Below are 19,030 nucleotides of genomic sequence, written 5' to 3' on the forward strand. Positions count from 1 at the left end.
CTCACGTGGTGCGGTCACCCAATGCGGATATCTGGGTGACGAGGTTATGGGCGGTGTGCTGCACGGCGATCTTGACGAACGGCTCGATGGTCTTGCCGAGCGCTCGCCCCGCCAGGCCGCCGGGGATCCGGTAGTCCACGATCGCGTCGACGGTGCACAACCTGTCGCCCTTGGCGTGGAACAAGAACGTGGACTCGACGTCGAAACCCTTGATGGACTCGACGCCGATGGCGAAGTTCTTCTCCCAGCGGACCACGCGGATCCGCGATTTCAGCGAGGCGGGCCCCAGCTTCATGTGCCCGTCGAACGTGGCGCCGACGCCCTCGGTCTGCTCGCCGACCGGGGTGAAGGACTGGATGCCGTACAGGAACCGCGCCAAGTTCCGATAGTCGTTCACGTAGGCGAACGCGGACTCCGCCGAGGCCAGGCAATCCTCGACGATCTTCACTTCGGTCATGCGCAGACCCTAGCGGCTCAGGCTGTCACCGCGAGGGTCGCGGCGAGGCCGAAGGCGAGCGCCATCACGGCCACCTCGGCTACGGCGCGGCGCAGCGAGTCCTTCGCGTCCATCCGGTGGTCGGCCGCCTTCGGCACCCAACTGCGCCGCCACCACCAACCCAGCGCGAGCAAGCCGAGCAACACCACGGTCTTGGCGAGCAGAATCCGGCCGTAACCGGTGCTGACGAACGGAGCTACCCCGCCCACCCGGATCAGCCCGTTGAGCAGCCCCGTAACCGCCACGACCGCCACCAGGGGCAGCGCCACCGCCGAATACCTCGGCAGCACGGCCGCCCACTCGCCGCGGGTCCGCACGACCAGCGCCAGCGCGACCAGCAACCCGAACCAGGCGCCCGCGGCCAACGCGTGCACCGCGGCGAGCACCGACCCGAACGCCTGCTGCGACATGTGCCCGGTGATCGGCCGCAACGCCAGCGCGACCGCCGCGAACACCAGCACCAGATCGGCGGAGGCGGACTCGGGCCGCCGGAAGGCCAGCGCCGACCCACCGGCCACCGTCGCGACCCCGACCAGGATCGCGATCCCGATCTGCCCGCCGCTGACGTCGACCAGATAGGTGCCGAACTCTCCGGCGCCGAGTCCGCTCACCGGAACGCCGACCACCTCGGCAGCCTCGAAGACCAGCACGGCGAATTCGGCGACCGCCCAGATTCCGGCGAGCACCGCGAGCAGCCGCCACGGTGTCCGCAAGCGCGGCGCGACTCTGGGCAGCGCGGCCAGCCCGAGCGCGGTGGCGCCGACGCCGTCGGCCAGCACCCGAACCACGGCCTCGCCGGGGAGCGGGCCGGGCAGGATCAGGACCCAGGCGAGTGCGACGCCGAGCAGCCCGGCCGGGAAGGTGAGGAGCACCGTGGGCCATGGCATTCGGCCGGTGCCGCGGCGAGCGCCGTCCCGGCCGCGAGACTTCACGTCGCTCACCGCTTCTGGTCGCGGCTCCTGCCGCCGAACAGCGCGAACGCGAGCCCGCCCCCGAACAGCACGACAGCGCCCGCGACGAACACCCACAGCGGAATCCCGTCCGAGCCGTCCGCGCTGTCGTTCGATTTCGCGTTCGGTTTCGGTCCCGGCGTGCCGTTGCCCGGCTTGCTGAGCGTGAAGTGCCGTTTGCCGCTGACCGGGTGACCGTCGGCCGAGGTCACCCGATAGGCGATGGTGTATTCGCCGACCGGGCCCAGTTCGCCGACGGCGACGCTGACCGTCTTGCCCTCGACCACCGGGTCACCCTTGGACCACAGATTGCCGTCGGGTCCGACGACGGTGAGCGACGGGAAGCTGGGCTGTAGTTCCTCGTTGAACGTGACGCTGGCACGGTCCGGGCCCGCGTCGACGGTCGCGTTGTCCTCCGGGACGCTTCCGGTCGCCGCGGAGTGCGCGGCGGCGACTCCTGTCGCTGCGATGCCGAATCCGAGCAGTAACAGGCCCGCCACGAAGGCGGCCAGCAGGCGGCGGCTCATTCGCGCCGCCCGCGGATCACGTTGCCGAGGCCGAGCGCGACACCGAGCAGACCCAGGGCGAGGCCGATCCCGCCGAGCCAGCGGGCCGTCTGGTCCTCGTGGTCGGCGTCCTCGTCGTCGGCTTCGCTGCTCACTTTGTGCCCGTCCGCGTGGTCTTTCCCGGCGGCCAGGGTGATCGACGGGGCCGGGTGTTCGGGTTCGTCGCCGTCCTTCTGAATCGGCTGGTCCCAGCTGACCACCTTGCCGTCGGAATAGGTCTGCTTGGCGGGAAAGCTGACCGAATCCAGCGCGGGCAGCGGGCCGACGGACACCGCGAAACGCTGGAACTGACCGGGTGCGATGCCCGGCGCGCCGGGATCGGCGGTCCAGGTGATCGCGGTGACCTCCTTCTTGTCGTTGCGCTCGACCTTGGCCGACCATCCGGGAACCGGTTCGGTCCGAGCCGATTTCAGGTTGGGCATGGTGACGGTGAGCGCGGTGGTGCTCGCGGTGTCCGATTCGGTGGGGACGCGGAAGGTGGCGACGGCGTATCCGCCTTGTGTCGCGCCGGGCGCGTCCACCGTGACGTGTGCCGCGGCGGCGCCGCCTGCGAGCAGAACGAGTGTTGTCGTGGCGACCGTCGTCGTGACGGCGCGGGAAATCGAGCTGGGCATGCTGAAGTCTCCTGTGCGAAAGGAATGAGGGTGTCGGACGATGATCAGACCGACACCGGCGGCGCGCGAGGACCGAGCGCACCCAGCGAAGCACAGCGATAGGGCGGAAGGCCCGGGTCAGCCCAGAGTGGCGCGCCGCCGATGCGCGTCCGTCGCGGCGGAGCGAGTATCACGCGCAGTGCACCGGAGGCGGCGGCGAAAAGCCGCTCGGCGAGGACGATCAGCGCCGCGCAACCGACCGTCGCGACAGTATGCGCGAGCAGCATCCAGCCGGTCGCCGGGGGCGAAATCGTCGCGGTGTCGGCGGTTCCGGAGTGGTCGTGGCCGACCAGCACCGACAGCGCGGCGTGGCTCAGCAGCTGGCCCGCGCCGAGCAGCCCGGCCACGGCGGACGGGCGTAGGCACGCCCGCGTGGTTGTCGCGGCCGCGCCGACTCCGGCCGCGATCAGCAACAGCAATGTCAGTTCGGTGGAGCCAGGCGCGCCGCCACCCGCCGCACCGTGTGCGGCCACGGCGAGCACGCCGACCAGCACGCCGACCACGCAGCCACGCAGGTGGCGGGTGATCGGGTGCGCAGACATCGGGGCGAGTGAACTCAGCGCACGCCGAGCCGGGCCAGGATGTCCGACTCGATCCCGGACAGTTCGTGGGAGATCGACGCGTGCACGGAGCGGCGGCGGTTGGCCGGCATCTGGTCGGAGGTGTGCACGGCGGCCGTCAGGCTGCCGAGGCGATCCTTGGTGGCGGCGACGAACTTCTGCGCCTCGCCCTTGTCCTTGCCGTCCTGCGAACTGATCTTCGCCAGTGCCGCTTCGGCATTCGTGATTCGCGCCTGCAGTTTGGCGCCGTGTCCGGTGAAGTCGCCGAGCTGGTCGATGCCGACGCCGAGCTGCTGAGCGCGGCGGGTGTCGAGCTGCCCGCGCAGGAAGGTCGCGCCCCGGTAGGCCAGCGGAGCGAGCACCGGGATGAGCACCCGGGCCACGCCGAGGTATTTCCGCACCTGACCGGCGCTGAACGGATCGCGTTCGGCCTTGGCCGCCACCTTCAGCGCGGCCTTCTCCTCCGCCTGGAACGCCGCGATCTGCGCCTTGGCGACCTTGCGCTGGGTGCGGGCCTCGGCGCGGCGGGCCTTGCGGTCGTTCTTCGCTACGAGCTTGGCCTCCATCGCGGCCTTGTGCTTGAGAGCTTTCGCCTCGGCCCTGCGGCTCGGCCGCCGCTTGCGCTTCGTGAACAACCCCATCGAAGGCCCTCCGTCATGCTGGTTCGCCATGGCAGTACGACGCCGGGGAAGCCCGTCCGCCCATGTCACACGCTTTGCCGCTACCCTATCGGGTCCGTGCCGTCAGCTGCGAGGGTAGTGCGCGAGGTCCCTCGATTAGTGGAGTTGTCGGGGTGGGGGACCATACTGCATAGCGTGGATTCGGACATCGATGACCGGGATGGTCGCAAGCGCAACGGAACGGCTCTGGATCGGGCCACCGACGTGCCGACCGCCTTCATCGATGCCAGGGCGCTGATCGGCTGCCGCCATCGCCTCCGCATGGACGCCGCGCACCCCCAGGCACTGGCGGGAGTCATCGAGGACGCGGGCGTGCGCCAGCGCCGGGACGCCGCCGTCGCACACCGCGCCCGGGTTCGCGACGCGCTGGTCGGCGCGGACCCCGATGCCTGGGTGGTGATCGATGCCGGACTGCGCGCCGCCGAGCGCGCCGAAGCGACGATGCGCGCGTGCGAAGCCGGCGCACGGCGCATCTGGGGCGGACTACTACCGCAGGAACCGGACACCGGCAGGCGCGGCGGTTCGGAGATCCTGCTGCGCGATGCCGACCGCGGCGGCTACATCCCGATCATCGTGGTGAACCACAAGGTGACCGACCCGCGGCAACCAGAGCCCGCCGACTTCCACCCCACCACCTCGGACCCGTATCACTGGAACCCGCAACCGGATCCGCACCGCAAGCTACGCCAGCAGCCCCGCGATCAACAGCGGCTCGCCCATCTGTACCGGATGCTGCAACGGCACGGCTTGGCCAGCCCCGCGCTGCTCGGCGGCGTCATCGGCTTCGATTTCGATCGCATCCTGATCCACGACCTGGCGCCGCTGCTGGACGATTACGACCGCCGCTACGCCGACCGGATCGCGGTGGTGCGCGGCGAGCTGCCCACCGCCCCCTCGAAGGTGCCCGAGTGCAGGCAGTGCCCGTGGTGGACGCGGGGGATCGAGGGCCCGAGCTGCGAAGGCTGGCTGATCGAACATCGCGACGTCAGCCTGGTGGCGCCCGGCTCCCGCGCCGAGGTGCTGCGCAGGCACGACGTCTCGACCATCGACGAGCTCGCCGCGTGGGCGGGCGAGGATCCCGAGGACTGGCAGCACGGCCCGTTCGACGAGGCCGTGGTCACCGCGCGGGCGTGGATCGCGGGCGCGCCGCTGGTGCGGCGGGTCGAGAACGTGCGGGTCCGGCGGGCGGACGTGGAGGTCGACGTCGATCTGGAGAGCTTCCAGGAGTACGGCGCGTACCTGTGGGGGACACTGCTCAACGGCGTGTATCGCCCGTTCGTCACCTGGGATCCGTTGCCCACCGAGGACGAGGGCCGCTCTTTCGGCGAGTTCTGGACCTGGCTGATGACGGTGCGCGCCGAGGCGGCCGCGGCGGGCAAAACGTTTGCCGCGTATTGCTATTCGCGCACGGCGGAGGACAAATGGCTGTACGAATCGGCGCGCCGGTTCGCAGGCCGCCCCGGCGTGCCGACGGTGGAGCAGGTGCGCGCGTTCGTGGACGGACCGCAATGGGTGGACATGTTCCAAGCCGTCTCCGACCAGTTCATCTGCCCGAACGGCAAGGGGCTGAAGAAGATCGCGCCGGTCGCCGGGTTCTCGTGGCGTGATCCCGAGGCGAGCGGCGAGGCATCGATGAGCTGGTACCGGCTCGCGGTCGGTTACGACGGCGCCGCGCCCGACGCGAGTCAGCGCACGCGGTTGCTGGAGTACAACGAGGACGACGTCCGCGCCACCCAGGTGCTGCGCGAATGGATGACCACCCGCGCCGACGCGGAGGTCGCCGGCCTCGCCGATTTCCGGCCGATTCCCGACGCGGGGGCGCCCGGGACCGTTCCCGGCTACGCGTCCGTGCCTCCTTCGGCTCCGTAGTCCGCGCGCGGCGGTACCATCGCGACGTGACAGAGCACGTCGAAAAACTCGAGTTCCAGGCAGAGACCCATCAGCTGCTCGAGCTGATGATCCATTCCGTCTACTCCAACAAGGACACCTTCCTGCGGGAGCTGATCTCGAATTCCTCCGACGCGCTGGACAAGCTGCGGCTGGAGTCCTTCCGAGACAAGGATCTGCACGTCGACACCTCCGACCTGCATATCGAGCTGGAGGTCGACAAGGACAACCGGATCCTGACCGTCCGGGACAACGGCATCGGCATGTCGCGCGCCGAGGTCGTCGATCTGATCGGCACCCTCGCCAAGTCCGGTACCGCGGAGTTGCGCAAGAAGCTGAACGAGGCCAAGTCCGAGGCCGCCGCCGAGGAGCTGATCGGCCAGTTCGGCATCGGTTTCTACTCGACCTTCATGGTGGCCGACAAGGTCACCCTCACCACCCGCCGCGCGGGCGAGACCACCGCCACCCGGTGGGAGTCGAGTGCGGGCAGCTCCACCTACACGATCTCCGAACTCGACGAGGCCCCGCAGGGCACGTCGGTCGCCCTCCATCTCAAGCCGGTGGACGAGGAGGATCACCTCTTCGACTACACCCAGGAGTGGAAGCTGCGGGAGATCGTCAAGAAGTACTCCGACTTCATCTCCTGGCCGATCCGCATGCAGGTGGAACGCACCGTCACCGAGGGCGAAGGCGAGGACGCCGAGGAGAAAACCATCCTCGAGGACCAGACGCTCAACTCCATGAAGGCGCTGTGGACGCGCCCAAAGAGCGAGGTCTCCGACGAGGAGTACAAGGAGTTCTACCGGCACGTCAGCCACGGCTGGGACGATCCGCTGGAGATCATCCCGCTGAAGGCCGAGGGCACTTTCGAATACCAAGCGCTGCTGTTCATCCCGTCGCACGCCCCGTTCGACCTGTTCACCCGCGACCACAAGCGCGGTGTCCAGCTCTACGTCAAGCGGGTGTTCATCATGGACAACTGCGAAGAGCTGATGCCGGAGTACCTGCGCTTCGTCAAGGGTGTGGTGGACGCGCAGGACCTGTCGCTCAACGTCTCCCGGGAGATCCTGCAGCAGGACCGGCAGATCCAGATGATCCGCAAGCGTCTGGTGAAGAAGGTGCTGTCCACGGTCAAGGATCTGCAGGGCGCCGAGGACCAGACCAACTACCAGACCTTCTGGAAGGAGTTCGGCCGCGTCCTGAAGGAGGGGCTGCTCTCGGACTTCGACAACCGCGACACCATCCTCCAGGTTTCCTCGTTCGCCTCGACGCACTCCGAGACCGAGCTGACCACGCTGGCCCAGTACGTGGAGCGGATGCCAGAGGGGCAGGACACCATCTACTACATGACCGGCGAGACCCGTCAGCAGGTGGAGAGCTCCCCGCATCTGGAGGCGTTCAAGGCCAAGGGCCGCGAGGTGCTGATCCTGACCGACCCGGTCGACGAGATGTGGGTCGGCTCCGTACCGGAATTCGACGGCAAGGCGTTCCAGTCCATCGCCAAGGGCGAGGTCGACTTGGAGACCGAGGAGGAGAAGAAGGCCTCCGAGGCGCTGCGCGAGCAGCAGGACAAGGACTTCGCCGATGTGCTGACGTGGCTGGGCAAGACGCTGGAGCAGAACGTCAAGGAGGTGCGTCTGACCAACCGGCTCACCACCTCGCCCGCTTGCCTGGTCGGTGACGTGTTCGACTTCACGCCGATGCTGGAGCGGATGTACCGCGCCTCGGGCCAGGCGCTGCCGGAGAGCAAGCGCATTCTGGAGCTCAACCCGACCCACCCGCTGGTCACCGGCCTGCGCGACGCGTACGCGGCGAAGCGGGAGGAGGCCGACGCCGGCACGGCGACCGAGCTGTCGGAAACCGCCGAACTGCTGTTCGGCACGGCGGTCCTCGCCGAGGGCGGTGAACTCAAGGATCCGGCGCACTTCGCCCACATCCTCACCGATCGGCTCACTCGCACCTTGTGAGACCGCCCGCGACCGGAGGACCAGCCGATGTCCTCCGGTCGCGGCCGGTGTGGTCGGCGGTGTTTCGGCCATTTCCCGGTTACGGTGACAGGCGGGATGGCATATTCGCAGGACTGGGGAGTTCGCCCCCGGGTGGCGCGGTTAGATGTGGATGCCTGAAAGGATCGTCACAACATGTCCGCAAACCCGCTTGCCGTCGCCGAGCCGTGGGAACTGGTCGCCGACGGATATGACGAGTTCGCACCCGCGATCATGCAACCGTTCTCGGCGCGGGCGCTCGAGTTCGCCTCGCTCTCGGCGGAATCGCGAATCGTGGACGTCGCGGCGGGGCCGGGCACGCTCAGCCTGCTGGCCGCGGGTCAGGTGGCGCAGGTCGACGCCATCGATTTCGCGGAGTCGATGATCGCGCGCCTGGCGAAGAACGCCGCCGCCGCCGGACTGACGAATATCCGGGCGCAAGTGGGTGATGGACAGGACCTGCCGTACGAATCCGACCGATTCGACGCCGGGTTCTCCATGTTCGGACTGATGTTCTTCCCGGACCGCGCCCGTGGGTTCGCCGAGTTGTTCCGGGTGTTGCGGCCGGGCGGTACGGCGGTGGTATCGAGCTGGGCGCCGATCGCGGACTCGCCGCTGATGCGGATGATGTTCGGCGCTCTGACCGCGGCCGACCCGGACATCCAGGAGCCACAACCGAACTTCCTGAGCCTGGAGAACCCGGAGGTCTTCGAATCGGAGATGCGCGGCGCGGGCTTCGAAGCGGTATCCATCCAGCGGCATTCGATCGCGCTGACCTTCGGCAGCCCCGAAGAGATGTGGGAGACCATGGTGCGCAGCAGCGCCCCCTTGGAGCTCATGCGCCACAGCGTGAGCGCGGAGGTCTGGGCTGGGCGCGCCGCCGTCATGAAGGCGTTTCTCGCCGAGAAGTACCGGCCGCACTGCCCGTTGTCCACCACGGCCTATCTCGGCATCGGCCACAAACCGCGGGAATGAGAACAGCGCGTGACCCTTCCTTTGAAGGGCCACGCGCTGCCGGGACCGCGAAGCGAATTACCGCGGCGCCATGCGCAGCGCGCCGTCCATGCGGATGGTCTCGCCGTTCAGGTAGTCGTGCTCGACGATGTACTGCGTCAGCTGCGCGTACTCGTCCGGACGGCCCAGGCGGGACGGGAAGGGCACGCCCGCCTCGAGGCCCTTGCGGTACTCCTCGGTGACGCCGGCCAGCATCGGAGTGTCGATGATGCCGGGGGCGATGGTGTTCACCCGGATGCCGAACTGGGCCAGATCACGCGCGGCCGGAACCGTCATGCCGTGCACGCCGCCCTTGGACGCCGAGTAGGCGATCTGACCGATCTGCCCCTCGAACGCGGCGACCGAAGCGGTGTTGATGATGACGCCGCGCTGGCCGTACTCGTCCACGGCGTCGGTCTTGGCGATCGCGTCGGCGGCCAGCCGCATGACGTTGAAGGTGCCGAGCAGATTGACCGTGATGACCGTGCGGAACAGCTCCAGGTCGTGCGGGCCGTTCTTGGACAGGATGCGGCCCGCCCATCCGACACCGGCGCAGTTGACCACGATGCGCAGCGGAGCGCCGGACTCGACGACCTGCGCGACGGCCGCGCTGACCTCGTCGTTGCTGGTGACATCGGCGGGAATGAGGGTGACCCCGGCGGGCACGTTGTCGCCGGCGCGCTCGATCGACTGCGGTACGTCCAGCCCGAAGACGGTGGCGCCGAGTTCGGCGAGACGCTTGGCGGTGGCGGCGCCGAGGCCCGATGCGCCTCCGGTGACAATGGCGGCGGAACCCGAAATCTCCACGATGGTCCTCTCGTTTGTGACAGCCAGTTGGCCCTTCGTCAATTTGCACCCTAACCGGTAGGCGGCGCGTGGCCCTGCACGGCTCCCGCGACTCGTTCCCGGCGCGGGCCCTTTCCGGCGGGTCGGCGGAACCGACCGCGCAGAATGGAACCGCCCAGTCAGCTCGACCGAACACCGGAGTCACCGCATGACCGAATCGGCCATCAGCGCACGTCTGCCTCGCGGCAGGCACGGCCTGCCACGGGAGCAGGTGATCGCCTCGCAGCGCGAGCGGATCCTCGTCGCGACGGCGGAGGCCATGGCCGAGAACGGTTACATCGGAACGTCGGTCGCGGCGATCCTCAAACGGGCTTGCGTGTCGCGAGAGACGTTCTACGAGCAGTTCCGGTCCAAAGAAGACTGTTTCGAGGCGGCCTATCAACGTGCGGTGCAGTTACTGCTCGACCGGATCGCCGAGGCCACCGAGACGGAAGACGCGGCGGCCGACACGGACGCGGTGGCTCGAATGGACCGGATCCTGCGCGCTTATCTCCAGTATCTGGTGGATGATCCGGCCAGCGCGCGGCTGTTCCTGGTCGAGGTCTTCGCGGTGGGGTCGGCCGCCATCGCGCGCAGGGCCCAACTGCAAGAGCGGTTCGTCGAGTTGATCGCGGCCGTGCTCGACGCGCGGACCGAACAGCAGCGTTTCGCCTGTCAGGCCCTGGCCGCGTCGGTCGGCTCGATGGTCACCGCGCGGATCGCGGCTGGGGACTCGGGAGGTCTGCTGGCGCTGCGGGAACCGCTGCTGGATCTGTTGCGCCGGGGTGGCCACCTGTATGGGGCTGCGCTGGGCTCGAGCGGCGAGTCATCCGCTTGAGCAGCAGCGCCGCACCGGCCAGCGCGGGAGCGAGCGCCGCCAGACCGGCGACGGCGACGCCGCCGAGCCCCGGTGCGGTCGCACCCAGCAGGGTCGCCGCGCCGAAGTAGAGGAACAGCAGTCCCGAGCCGATACCGATCGCGTGCTCGGGCAGGTGCTTGCCGACCAGGATGCCCGCCGCGATGGCCAGCGCGTCGGCGGCGACCATGCCGATGGTCGAGCCCAGCCAGACGCCGACCCAGTCGTAGTCGGTGGCCAGGGCGGCGGTCGCGAACATGGTGCGATCGCCCAGCTCGGCGAGCAGGAACGCGGACAGCACCACGAAGAACGGCGCGCCGCCCGCCTTCGGCGCCTTCGGTTCCGGTTCTTCCTCGCCGGTGCCGAAGTGCTCGCGTAGGGTCCACAGGCCGACGGCCAGGAAGGTGATGGCGGCGATCAGCGCGATCGCTGTGGTCGGCAGTGCCGCGCCGAGGAAATAGCCGATGCCGACCGAGATCAGGTGCACCGCCGCGGAGGCGGTCGCGATGCCGCCGAGGACCACCCACCAGCGATAGCGCAGCGCGAATGTCAGCGCCATCAGCTGGGACTTGTCACCGAGCTCGGCGAGAAAGACTACGCCGATGGTCAGCAATGCGGTGGCGATCATGTGTGGCGGCTCCCAGGTCTCCGGCCTGCCGACCGGAGATACGGGGACGCTCCGGCCGACAACGAAATGGTTGTCCAGGCCGAAGGTCTCGCCCACCGGCCGGAAGCCGGTTCACACAGCCGGACCCGGACCGAGCGGGTCAGTATGTCGACTGTGCGATTGGGGGCTACTCCCCTTCGCTGCCTGCGACTCTACCCGCCCCCTCCTGCTCCCGCCAACCCGTTGTCATCGAAATCGCAATGCGCACAATAAGTTTGGCGATCCGCGTGGCGAGTTTCGGTTACCCTCACGCGGCCAGCAGCATAGCCAGAACCGCCGTGTCGGGATCGCTGATCGGATCCAGTCCGACCCTGCTGACCAGCGACGTCACCGTTCCGTCCGACTCCGCCTCCACCCACGCGGCACGGTGCTCCAGGCCCAGATGGGGCACGCCTGGCAACAAGACGCAGCCGGAGGCGGCACCCGTGCATTCGGGCAGCGTGGGGCGGGTTTCCGACGGAGGATGCAACATCAGCAGGGCCGGTGGGACATGCTCGGCGAAATGGCCGGGTTCCACGGCTTCCTCGCCCAGCACCGGACCTTCGGCAAGCACCAAGCCGACCGTGCCAGGGGCAGGATCGTCGGGTAGATCCTCGCGGACTCCGAAGACCGTCGAGGTCGTCAGCAGTCCGGGCAGTGTGGCCACGCGCACCGCGAGGACCAGCACCTGAGCCCACTCCTTGGTGGTCTCCGGCCACCTGCCGGAGATGACGAAGCCACGCAGCGATCCGCGCGAATGGAACGGCGTGATGCCGATCGGTTCGTTCGTGCGCATTCCTGCCTCCCGTTGTGGAACCGGGGGCGACCTTGCCCGTGTTATTTGATCTGGATTCCCGAATATGAACCAGTTGTCACCTGGCACACAAGTACCAAAGAGTGCTAATCGGACGTCCGGGCGCGGGTCGTCAGGCAATCGGGCTGCGCACGCGGCGGATCGGGCCCCACCTCACCGAGTCCGGATCCGCGACGTCCGGGCGTCGTTCTCGGCAACATGCCCGCGACGCTGGAAACAGAACAGGCCCGTGAATCCGGCCGCGCGTGGCGGCCGGATTCACGGGCCCGGTTCCGTGTGTGGAGCAGGCTCAGCCGAAGATCAGGCCCTTGGCCTGCGAGGTCGCCTTGGCGAAGCGCTCCTGCACGTCGGCCCAGTTGACGACGTTCCAGAACGCGGTGACGTAGTCCGCCTTGACGTTCTTGTACTGCAGGTAGAAGGCGTGCTCCCACATGTCGACCTGCAGCAGCGGGATGATGCCGAGCGGGACGTTGGCCTGCTGGTCGTAGAGCTGGAAGGTCAGCAGCTTCTGGCCGAGGGTGTCGAAGCCGAGCACCGCCCAGCCGGAGCCCTGCAGGCCGTTGGCCGCGGCGGTGAACTGCGCGCGGAACTTGTCGAACGAACCGAACTGGTCGTCGATGGCCGCGGCCAGCTCGCCGACCGGCTTGTCACCGCCGTTGGGGGAAAGGTTCTTCCACCAGATGGAGTGGTTGACGTGCCCACCCAGGTGGAACGCGAGGTTCTTCTCGTGCAGGAAGATGGCGCTGTGATCGCCCGACTCGCGAGCGGCTTCCAGCTTCTCCAGTGCGGTGTTCGCACCGGCGACGTAAGCGGCGTGGTGCTTGGAATGATGAAGCTCGTTGATCTGCCCGGAGATGTGGGGCTCCAGGGCGCTGTAGTCGTAATCCAGATCTGGCAGCGTGTACTCAGCCACGATGTCCCTTCCTATGTCGGGCTGGTTGTGCCCGTTGTTCCGGACACAGCCAACCATCATTCGTACACCCGGTCGATTCCAACTCGGGCCCACGCCCGCGCATTCCGGTGACGCCGCTCACAGCCGGCGGGTCGCGCACCGTCACATCACGCACATCGGCCCCACTGGAAACGCACGCGTAGCATCGAACCATGTCGTGGTACGACGAACTAGTGGGGCGTCTGAGCCTCCCCGAACCCGTCATGGTCGTTCCCGAGCATGCCCTGCCCGGCCGGGCGGAACCGCTCGACGTGCCGGATACCCACTACGTCAACGGTCATCCGATCCGCCCGCCGTTTCCCGATGGACTCCAGCTCGCGGTCGTCGCGATGGGCTGTTTCTGGGGAGCGGAAAAGGGCTTCTGGGAACTCGACGGCGTCTACACCACAGCGGTCGGCTACGTCGGCGGGTACACGCCGAATCCCACCTACGAAGAGGTTTGCAGCGGGCGGACGGGTCACGCGGAAGCGGTGCTCGTCGTGTTCGATCCCGCGGTGATCGACTACGCGGGCATCCTCACACAGTTCTGGGAGAACCACGATCCCACCCAAGGCATGCGGCAGGGCAACGACCGCGGCACCCAATACCGTTCGGCCGTCTTCACCTTCGGCGCCGAGCAGGCCGATCTCGTCCGCTCGACGGCCGATGCCTACGGCAAGCGGCTCGCCGCGGCGGGATACGGGCAGATCACCACGGAGATCGCGCCGCTGCCCGGACTGGCGGCCTTCTACTATGCCGAGGGCTATCACCAGCAGTACCTGGCGAAGAACCCCGGCGGATACTGCCCCGTGCACGCCACCGGAGTGAGTTGCCCGGCGGGTACGGGCGCCTGAGCGCCGACGGACCGCACATCCGGTCACGTGAATGTGCGGTTCGGTCGGACAATTCGGCGATCAGAGCGGCGGAGCGATACCCGGACGACTGGCCCGTGGGTCACCCGCGTCGTGCGCTCGCCACCACCGCGCGCCGCCCGCGACGAAGTCCGCCAGCGGGATCTGCTTGCCCCGCGCGTCGTGCACGGTGAGGTCGTCGAACCACACCCGGACGTCCAGTTCCCGCGGATCGATGCCCTCCTCTTGGGAGAACTCCAGAACGTGCGCGGATTCCTGATCGCTGATGCGTGTGTCGAAGCTGAGCAGCTCGCTCCACAGCGCCCAGCTGCTGTCGTCGAGATCGATGAACTCCCATCCGTGCAGCCGCCCGCCGCCGAAACTCCGGATCGCCTCGTCCAGGCCGTCCAATCGCAGCGGCAGCACTCTGGGTTCCAGATCGTCCCAGTGTTGGGTGCGCAGTGACGCGGCGACCCGGCTCACGCCGGTGAAGGTCACCTGCACTTGGTGGTCATCCGCCGCCGTCCCGTGTTCCGGGAGGGTCAGCACCTCGAGGTCGAGTCGAAGTTCCCCGGCGGCCTTGTCGATCGCGAGGCCGAGGCACGTGGCCTCGGACAAAGCGACGTTGAGCCCTGCGATGTCCATTCCGTGGCGTAGCCCCCTGCTCACGTTCATGGGGCCAAGGCTACCGATCGTTTCCGCAGGATCGCGGGATTTCGGCGGCGTTCTGGATTCGATGGAACCGAATGGGACTCGGCCCCGTCCAAGTAGTTGTCGGAACCCATCGGCCGCGGGTTCCGATGTCGGCGACGAATGGCCGCTCCGGGATTGGTATGGAGGGGAGTCCCGGATCGGCCATTCGCATCGCTCGACCGTTAGGGGCTGAATCCGCACGTTGATCAGGTTCAGCTGGCCGAGTCCGAACCGGAGGTCCGTAACGGCCCCTATTTGGTAGCTGATCAGTTGCTATAAAGCTGGGCGAATCCGGCGAAACACCATCGACAGCTGGGACTTGTGGATCGAGCTGTGGATTATGTGGATAACTTTGCCCGAGTTATGCACAACCAGCATCGGGCGGGTGCGCGGTCGAGTTCCGGAGGGGAGAACATACCCGAAGTCGCGGCTCGCTGTCGAGGTCGCTCCCCTGGCATGGAACTGCACGGCGGTCCGCCACGCATGGCAGGATCGAATCTGTGACGAGCCCCCACGTTCCGTCGGTCACGGTGGAGGACGTGCCTGCCGAATTCGACGGCAGCGCGCCCGCGTCGGCCGACACGCCGCGATCCATCCTGCTCGACGTCCGTGAGGCCGACGAGTGGCGGCTCGGACACGCCCCGGGTGCGATACACATCCCGATGGTCGACGTTCCCGCCCGGATCGATGAACTGGAGTACGACGCGGATCTCTACGTCATCTGCAGGCAGGGCGGCAGGTCCCTTCAGGTGGTCGAATATCTCACGCACATCGGCTACGAGGCCATCCAGGTCCGCGGGGGCATGGTGGCATGGCAGCAGGCCGGCCGCCCGCTGGTCGCGGACGGCGACCACGAGGCGAAGATCTACTGACGAAAGAACGAGGTGCGCGGGTGAGTACTGTGGTGCAACCTTGTGCGCGCTGCGGTGCGCGCTGGGCCGTGCAAGGCGCGCCGATGCACTGGTGCCCGCGCTGCCGTGGCGTACTCCTCTCGCCGGGGCCGATCGACGCGCCCGCCGACCGTCGCAACTATCGGTGGGTGGCGCGCAAACCGGACCACCGTAGGCGAGCCCAGTCATCCGTCCGGCCTGGCCCGCCGAGCCGCACGCCTCGGTACACACAGATCCCACGCTGGGGTCTGATCGACCTGCCACCGCAGGCGGGCGGTGCGGTGCGCCGTCCGTTCGGCAGGCTGACCGACTCGGTGGTCAGGCTGCTCGTCGCCACCGCGGTCGTCTTCGGACTCGCGTCCGTCGCGGAACTGGCTCGCTATGCGGTCCTGCTGCGCAACCGGACGCGCCTCATCCACCCCGCCGTGCTCTACGCGTCCGACGCGTTCGTGATCGGCGCCGGCGTGCTCGCGCTCGCGTTCGCGCTGCTGGCCGCCGTGGCCACGGTGGGAAGGCTGGTCGAGATCAGGCGCTCGGCTTACGCCGCCACGGGCAGGCGTGACCCGCGCTCGCCGCGAGCGCTCGCGTTCGGTTGCCTGGTTCCGGTGGTCAACCTGCTGTGGCCGGGAGTTTTCCTGAGTGAAGTGGCGGCGTTGCAGGGCGATCCCAGGGCCGGACGGGCGGTCCGGATCTGGTGGGCCGCGTGGGTCTTCGGCGGCCTCGTCGCGGTGGCCGCGCTACTGTGGCGGACCGCGGATTCGTTGCAGGCCGAGGCCGACGGAGTGCTGTTCACCGCGTTCACCGACGCGGTCGCCGCCGCGGTCGCGGTGCTGACCCTCTGGGTGCTGCGCACGATCGAGGGGCACGATCTGCTCGGACGCGGCCGCACCGCGCGCCGCTGGCTGATCGCGGTCGATCCCGCCGTGCCGGTGATCGAACCGGTACATCCGGGCGGACGGGGACCGGCCCGTGCCGACGCCCACGAGAACAACGGTGCTCAGGACCGTGAGCAGGAGGAGGTTATGGCCAAGTGAGCCAGGGCAGTCGCGCGCCGTTCGTCGTCGCGCATCGAGGCGCATCGGCGGCGCGCCCCGAGCACACGCTCGCCGCCTACGAGCTGGCGCTCCAAGAGGGCGCCGACGGTGTCGAGTGCGATGTCCGGCTGACCAGGGACGGGCATCTGGTGTGCGTGCACGACCGCACCGTCGACCGGACCTCCTCGGGCAGCGGTCTGGTCAGCGAGATGACGTTGGATGAGCTGCGGGCGCTGGATTTCGGCTCCGACGGCGCCCCGGCCTCGGTGCTGACCCTGAGCGAGCTGATCGGCCTGGTGCTGGACTGGCGCAGCAGGCCGACCAAGCTGTTCATCGAGACCAAGCACCCGGTCCGCTACGGCGCGCTGGTGGAGAACAAGCTGCTCGCCGAGCTTCAGCGCTTCGGCATCGCCACCCCCGCCTCGGCCGATCATTCCCGCGCGGTCGTGATGTCGTTCGCGGCCACCGCGGTGTGGCGCATCCGCCGCGCCGCCCCGCTGCTGCCCACCGTCCTGCTCGGCGAATCGTCCCGTTATCTGGGCGGATCCGCGGCCACGACCGTCGGCGCCACCGCTGTCGGCCCCTCGGTGAAAACCCTCCGCGAGCACCCCGACCTGGTCGACAAGGCCGCCGCCGCGGGCCGCGCCACCTACTGCTGGACCGTCGACGATCCCGAAGACGTCCAACTGTGCGCCGACCTCGGCGTCAGCTGGATCGCCACCAACCACCCCGGTCGCACCAAGTCCCTGCTCCCCGCCGCCTGAGCGGGCTCCGCCGGGGGGCTGCCGCAAAGAGCCCATGGGGCCTCCGCCGCGCCGAAGGAAGCCTCGAGATGCGCGGTGTGCTCCGGCCTGTGCGCCGAAGGCGGTACCGACGTGCGATCAGATCGCGGCCGGGCGAGCGTGTGGCTGCGGATTCGCATGGCGGTCACATCCGCGAACACGCCGCGACGCAGGTCGCGGCAATTCAACACAGCCAGAAAACACGGTAGGTTGACCCCTCGTGGGTAAGAGCAAGCGCAACAGTCCGAAGCCCGGCGGGAACCGGGCCCAGCGTCTCGCCGAGCGGCGGGCGGCGCAGGAGCAGGCGGCACAGGCCGCCGCGCGTCCGTTCGAGGGCCTGGCCGCGGAGTGCGATCTGGTCGCGCTGCGCGAATTCGTTCCGTCGGCCACCGCCCGGTTGACACTGTCGGCCCAGGTCGCGGCGGAGCGGCCGGTCGTGCTCGCCACGGTGCTGCCCGGCGCGGTGGCCGCGTTGGTGCGCGCCGGTGACGAGCCGAGCGGGTACGTCGGCGCACAGGTGCAATTCCAGGGCGCGGATCCGGCCGCCGATCTGGCCGCGGCGATCCTGTGGACCCAGTCCGCCGAGCCCGGTGACTCGCTGACCTCCGTGGAAAGCGTCGCGGGCGGCCCGCGGCTGGCGGATGTCATCGATCCCGCCGCGAGCCTGGACTTGACCGTGCACCAGGACTTCGATTGGTGGGTGCCCGCGGGGGTCGAGCCCGACCCGCAGGTCGCCGCCACCATCGAGCAGGCCAAGCAGGCGATCATGCCCTCGGCGCGGCTCGAACTGGACGCCGACGCGATCGGCGCGGCCTGGTGGGTGGACGCGGGCGAGAAGGCGCACATCCGCTGGGTGCGGCCAGAGGACGAGGACGCGCTCATGCTGGCGCTGGCCCGTGTGCACGCCTCGGGCGGTCTGCACCTCGGCGAGGGTTCCCGATTCGCGGGATCGTTCCGTACGCACGGTGTGCTGGTCCCGGTCTTCGACCTGGACCGTGGGCGCCACCCCGATGAATGGGTGAAGCCCGCAGCGGAATTCGGCGCTCGTCTGTCCGAGGCGCTGGCCGTCGACGCCCCGTTGACCTCCGACGAGCGGCGCTCCCGCGACGGTCTGCGTTCGCGTCAGGTCACCTTGCGCTGAGCAGGCGGATATCGCGAGAATCTGTTTTGTGGTCGTCGGCGTTTCCGATTGCCACCGCTCCGCTCGAAAGATAGGTGAGACTCACCGAACTACTGCGAAATGTAGTGAAACCGTCGCATACGCCGACATTCCGTCTCACCGATCAATAGAAGCTGAACAGCGACAGGCCCGGTTCCTGATAAGGAACCGGGCCTGTTCACCTATTCGGCGAACTGTCCGTCAGACGGAGCCGCCCGCCGCCGAAGGCGCGCCGGAGGCGTCGCTCGGGCCGCTCATTTCCCGGGCGACGAATTCTTCCAGGTCGAACAGGTTCGACCCGGCGCGATCGGCAATGGTGAGCAGGGTGGTCATGTTCGCGACTTCCTCGACCTGTTCCTTCAAGAACCACTGCATGAACTGTTCGCCCAGGTAGTCGCCCTCTTCCCGGGCCGTGCTCGCCAGCTGGATGATCTGCTCGGTGACCGTCTTCTCCTGGGTCAGCGCGAGCGCGATCGGCTCCCTGGCATTCTCGAACCGCGATTTCGCGGCGTCGACGCCGGAAATCTCGACACTGATATCCCGGTCCAGGAAATACTTCACGATCATCATCGCATGGTTGCGCTCTTCGACGGCCTGCTTGTAGAACCGCTTGGCCAGCTGCGGGAGATCGGCATTGTCGAACCACACCGCAATCGCGATGTACTGATGCTCGGCATTGAATTCGTGCCGGATCTGATCGTGCAACAGGCTGTGAAATTTGCTGCGGGGTGATTCCGGATGGCTTGACATGGCATCGAGATTAGCGCTGGTCAAGTTCC

20 protein-coding genes and 1 pseudogene are annotated in these 19,030 nt (G+C 68.2%); 9 read left to right on the forward strand and 12 right to left on the reverse strand.

Translation table 11 applies throughout. The annotated features are described in order from the left end of the window. Position 1: 1 nt before the first annotated feature. From ON21_RS00185 to ON21_RS00215, 6 genes are read right to left on the reverse strand one after another with little or no spacing between them, the layout of a single operon-like run. Positions 2–457, reverse strand: a complete 456-nt coding sequence (locus tag ON21_RS00185) for an SRPBCC family protein (RefSeq protein WP_039794195.1) — start codon at positions 455–457, stop codon at positions 2–4. A gap of 17 nt (positions 458–474) precedes the next feature. Beyond that, positions 475–1,383: a CopD family protein gene (locus ON21_RS00190; protein WP_039794270.1), complete on the reverse strand. Its 909-nt coding sequence runs from the start codon at positions 1,381–1,383 to the stop codon at positions 475–477. 50 nt (positions 1,384–1,433) lie between these two features. Then, complete coding sequence (locus tag ON21_RS00195) at positions 1,434–1,973, reverse strand: copper resistance CopC family protein (RefSeq protein WP_039794198.1); 540 nt, start codon at positions 1,971–1,973, stop codon at positions 1,434–1,436. Then, the gene (locus tag ON21_RS00200) at positions 1,970–2,626 is read right to left on the reverse strand and encodes a YcnI family copper-binding membrane protein (protein ID WP_039794200.1); all 657 of its coding nucleotides are present in this window, start codon (positions 2,624–2,626) and stop codon (positions 1,970–1,972) included. Before ON21_RS00200 ends, ON21_RS00195 begins: the two co-directional genes overlap by 4 nt. Before the next feature lie 44 nt (positions 2,627–2,670). After that, positions 2,671–3,207 carry a hypothetical protein gene (locus ON21_RS35550; RefSeq protein ID WP_051020100.1) on the reverse strand — a complete coding sequence of 179 codons (537 nt, stop codon included), beginning with the start codon at positions 3,205–3,207 and terminating at the stop codon, positions 2,671–2,673. 14 nt (positions 3,208–3,221) lie between these two features. Continuing rightward, positions 3,222–3,866, reverse strand: coding sequence for a DUF6474 family protein (locus ON21_RS00215; protein WP_039794202.1), 645 nt, complete (start codon positions 3,864–3,866; stop codon positions 3,222–3,224). Positions 3,867–4,166: 300 nt separating this feature from the next. Here ON21_RS00215 and ON21_RS00220 point away from each other — a divergent pair, with 300 nt between their 5' ends. From ON21_RS00220 to ON21_RS00230, 3 genes are all read left to right on the forward strand, one after another. Next, entirely contained in the window at positions 4,167–5,774 is a 1,608-nt protein-coding gene (locus ON21_RS00220) for a TM0106 family RecB-like putative nuclease (protein WP_245562380.1), read from the forward strand. Positions 5,775–5,800: 26 nt separating this feature from the next. After that, entirely contained in the window at positions 5,801–7,759 is a 1,959-nt protein-coding gene (gene htpG / locus ON21_RS00225) for a molecular chaperone HtpG (protein WP_039794203.1), read from the forward strand. Between the two features lie 174 nt (positions 7,760–7,933). Next, positions 7,934–8,752, forward strand: coding sequence for a class I SAM-dependent methyltransferase (locus tag ON21_RS00230; RefSeq protein ID WP_039794204.1), 819 nt, complete (start codon positions 7,934–7,936; stop codon positions 8,750–8,752). A 57-nt stretch (positions 8,753–8,809) separates the two neighbouring features. Here the strand turns inward: ON21_RS00230 and ON21_RS00235 are convergent, their stop codons facing one another. After that, complete coding sequence (locus ON21_RS00235; RefSeq protein ID WP_039794206.1) at positions 8,810–9,577, reverse strand: SDR family NAD(P)-dependent oxidoreductase; 768 nt, start codon at positions 9,575–9,577, stop codon at positions 8,810–8,812. Positions 9,578–9,764: 187 nt separating this feature from the next. On the opposite strand from ON21_RS00235, the pseudogene ON21_RS40550 reads away from it, so the two are divergent. Then, positions 9,765–9,980: pseudogene (locus ON21_RS40550) on the forward strand (TetR/AcrR family transcriptional regulator); the annotation flags it as partial. A 322-nt stretch (positions 9,981–10,302) separates the two neighbouring features. On the opposite strand, the gene ON21_RS00245 reads toward ON21_RS40550, so the two are convergent. From ON21_RS00245 to ON21_RS00255, 3 genes are all read right to left on the reverse strand, one after another. Beyond that, the gene (locus ON21_RS00245; RefSeq protein WP_051020112.1) at positions 10,303–11,079 is read right to left on the reverse strand and encodes a TMEM165/GDT1 family protein; all 777 of its coding nucleotides are present in this window, start codon (positions 11,077–11,079) and stop codon (positions 10,303–10,305) included. Between the two features lie 286 nt (positions 11,080–11,365). Continuing rightward, complete coding sequence (locus tag ON21_RS00250) at positions 11,366–11,893, reverse strand: hypothetical protein (protein WP_039794209.1); 528 nt, start codon at positions 11,891–11,893, stop codon at positions 11,366–11,368. Between the two features lie 307 nt (positions 11,894–12,200). After that, positions 12,201–12,824, reverse strand: a complete 624-nt coding sequence (locus ON21_RS00255) for a superoxide dismutase (RefSeq protein WP_039794275.1) — start codon at positions 12,822–12,824, stop codon at positions 12,201–12,203. Positions 12,825–13,015: 191 nt separating this feature from the next. On the opposite strand from ON21_RS00255, the gene msrA reads away from it, so the two are divergent. Next, a complete protein-coding gene (gene msrA, locus ON21_RS00260) occupies positions 13,016–13,696 on the forward strand; it encodes a peptide-methionine (S)-S-oxide reductase MsrA (RefSeq protein WP_039794210.1) in 681 nt (226 codons plus the stop codon). Positions 13,697–13,756: 60 nt separating this feature from the next. Here the strand turns inward: msrA and ON21_RS00265 are convergent, their stop codons facing one another. After that, positions 13,757–14,368: a hypothetical protein gene (locus ON21_RS00265; protein ID WP_039794211.1), complete on the reverse strand. Its 612-nt coding sequence runs from the start codon at positions 14,366–14,368 to the stop codon at positions 13,757–13,759. A 518-nt stretch (positions 14,369–14,886) separates the two neighbouring features. Between ON21_RS00265 and ON21_RS00270 the strand changes: the two genes are divergently transcribed. The 4 genes from ON21_RS00270 to ON21_RS00285 all read left to right on the forward strand — a co-directional run bounded on the left by ON21_RS00270 (position 14,887) and on the right by ON21_RS00285 (position 18,233). Next, positions 14,887–15,258: a rhodanese-like domain-containing protein gene (locus ON21_RS00270; protein ID WP_039794213.1), complete on the forward strand. Its 372-nt coding sequence runs from the start codon at positions 14,887–14,889 to the stop codon at positions 15,256–15,258. Positions 15,259–15,278: 20 nt separating this feature from the next. Then, positions 15,279–16,310: a DUF4328 domain-containing protein gene (locus tag ON21_RS00275; RefSeq protein ID WP_039794214.1), complete on the forward strand. Its 1,032-nt coding sequence runs from the start codon at positions 15,279–15,281 to the stop codon at positions 16,308–16,310. After that, positions 16,307–17,074, forward strand: coding sequence for a glycerophosphodiester phosphodiesterase (locus ON21_RS00280; RefSeq protein WP_039794216.1), 768 nt, complete (start codon positions 16,307–16,309; stop codon positions 17,072–17,074). The genes ON21_RS00275 and ON21_RS00280 overlap by 4 nt, the downstream gene beginning before the upstream one ends. Positions 17,075–17,312: 238 nt before the next feature. Further along, positions 17,313–18,233, forward strand: coding sequence for a DUF5926 family protein (locus tag ON21_RS00285; RefSeq protein WP_039794217.1), 921 nt, complete (start codon positions 17,313–17,315; stop codon positions 18,231–18,233). Between the two features lie 219 nt (positions 18,234–18,452). On the opposite strand, the gene ON21_RS00290 is transcribed toward ON21_RS00285, so the two are convergent. Then, positions 18,453–19,001, reverse strand: a complete 549-nt coding sequence (locus tag ON21_RS00290) for a ferritin (RefSeq protein ID WP_039794218.1) — start codon at positions 18,999–19,001, stop codon at positions 18,453–18,455. Positions 19,002–19,030: the final 29 nt, after the last annotated feature.

The organism is Nocardia araoensis NBRC 100135 (genome assembly GCF_000308435.1).
Lineage (GTDB): Bacteria > Actinomycetota > Actinomycetes > Mycobacteriales > Mycobacteriaceae > Nocardia > Nocardia araoensis.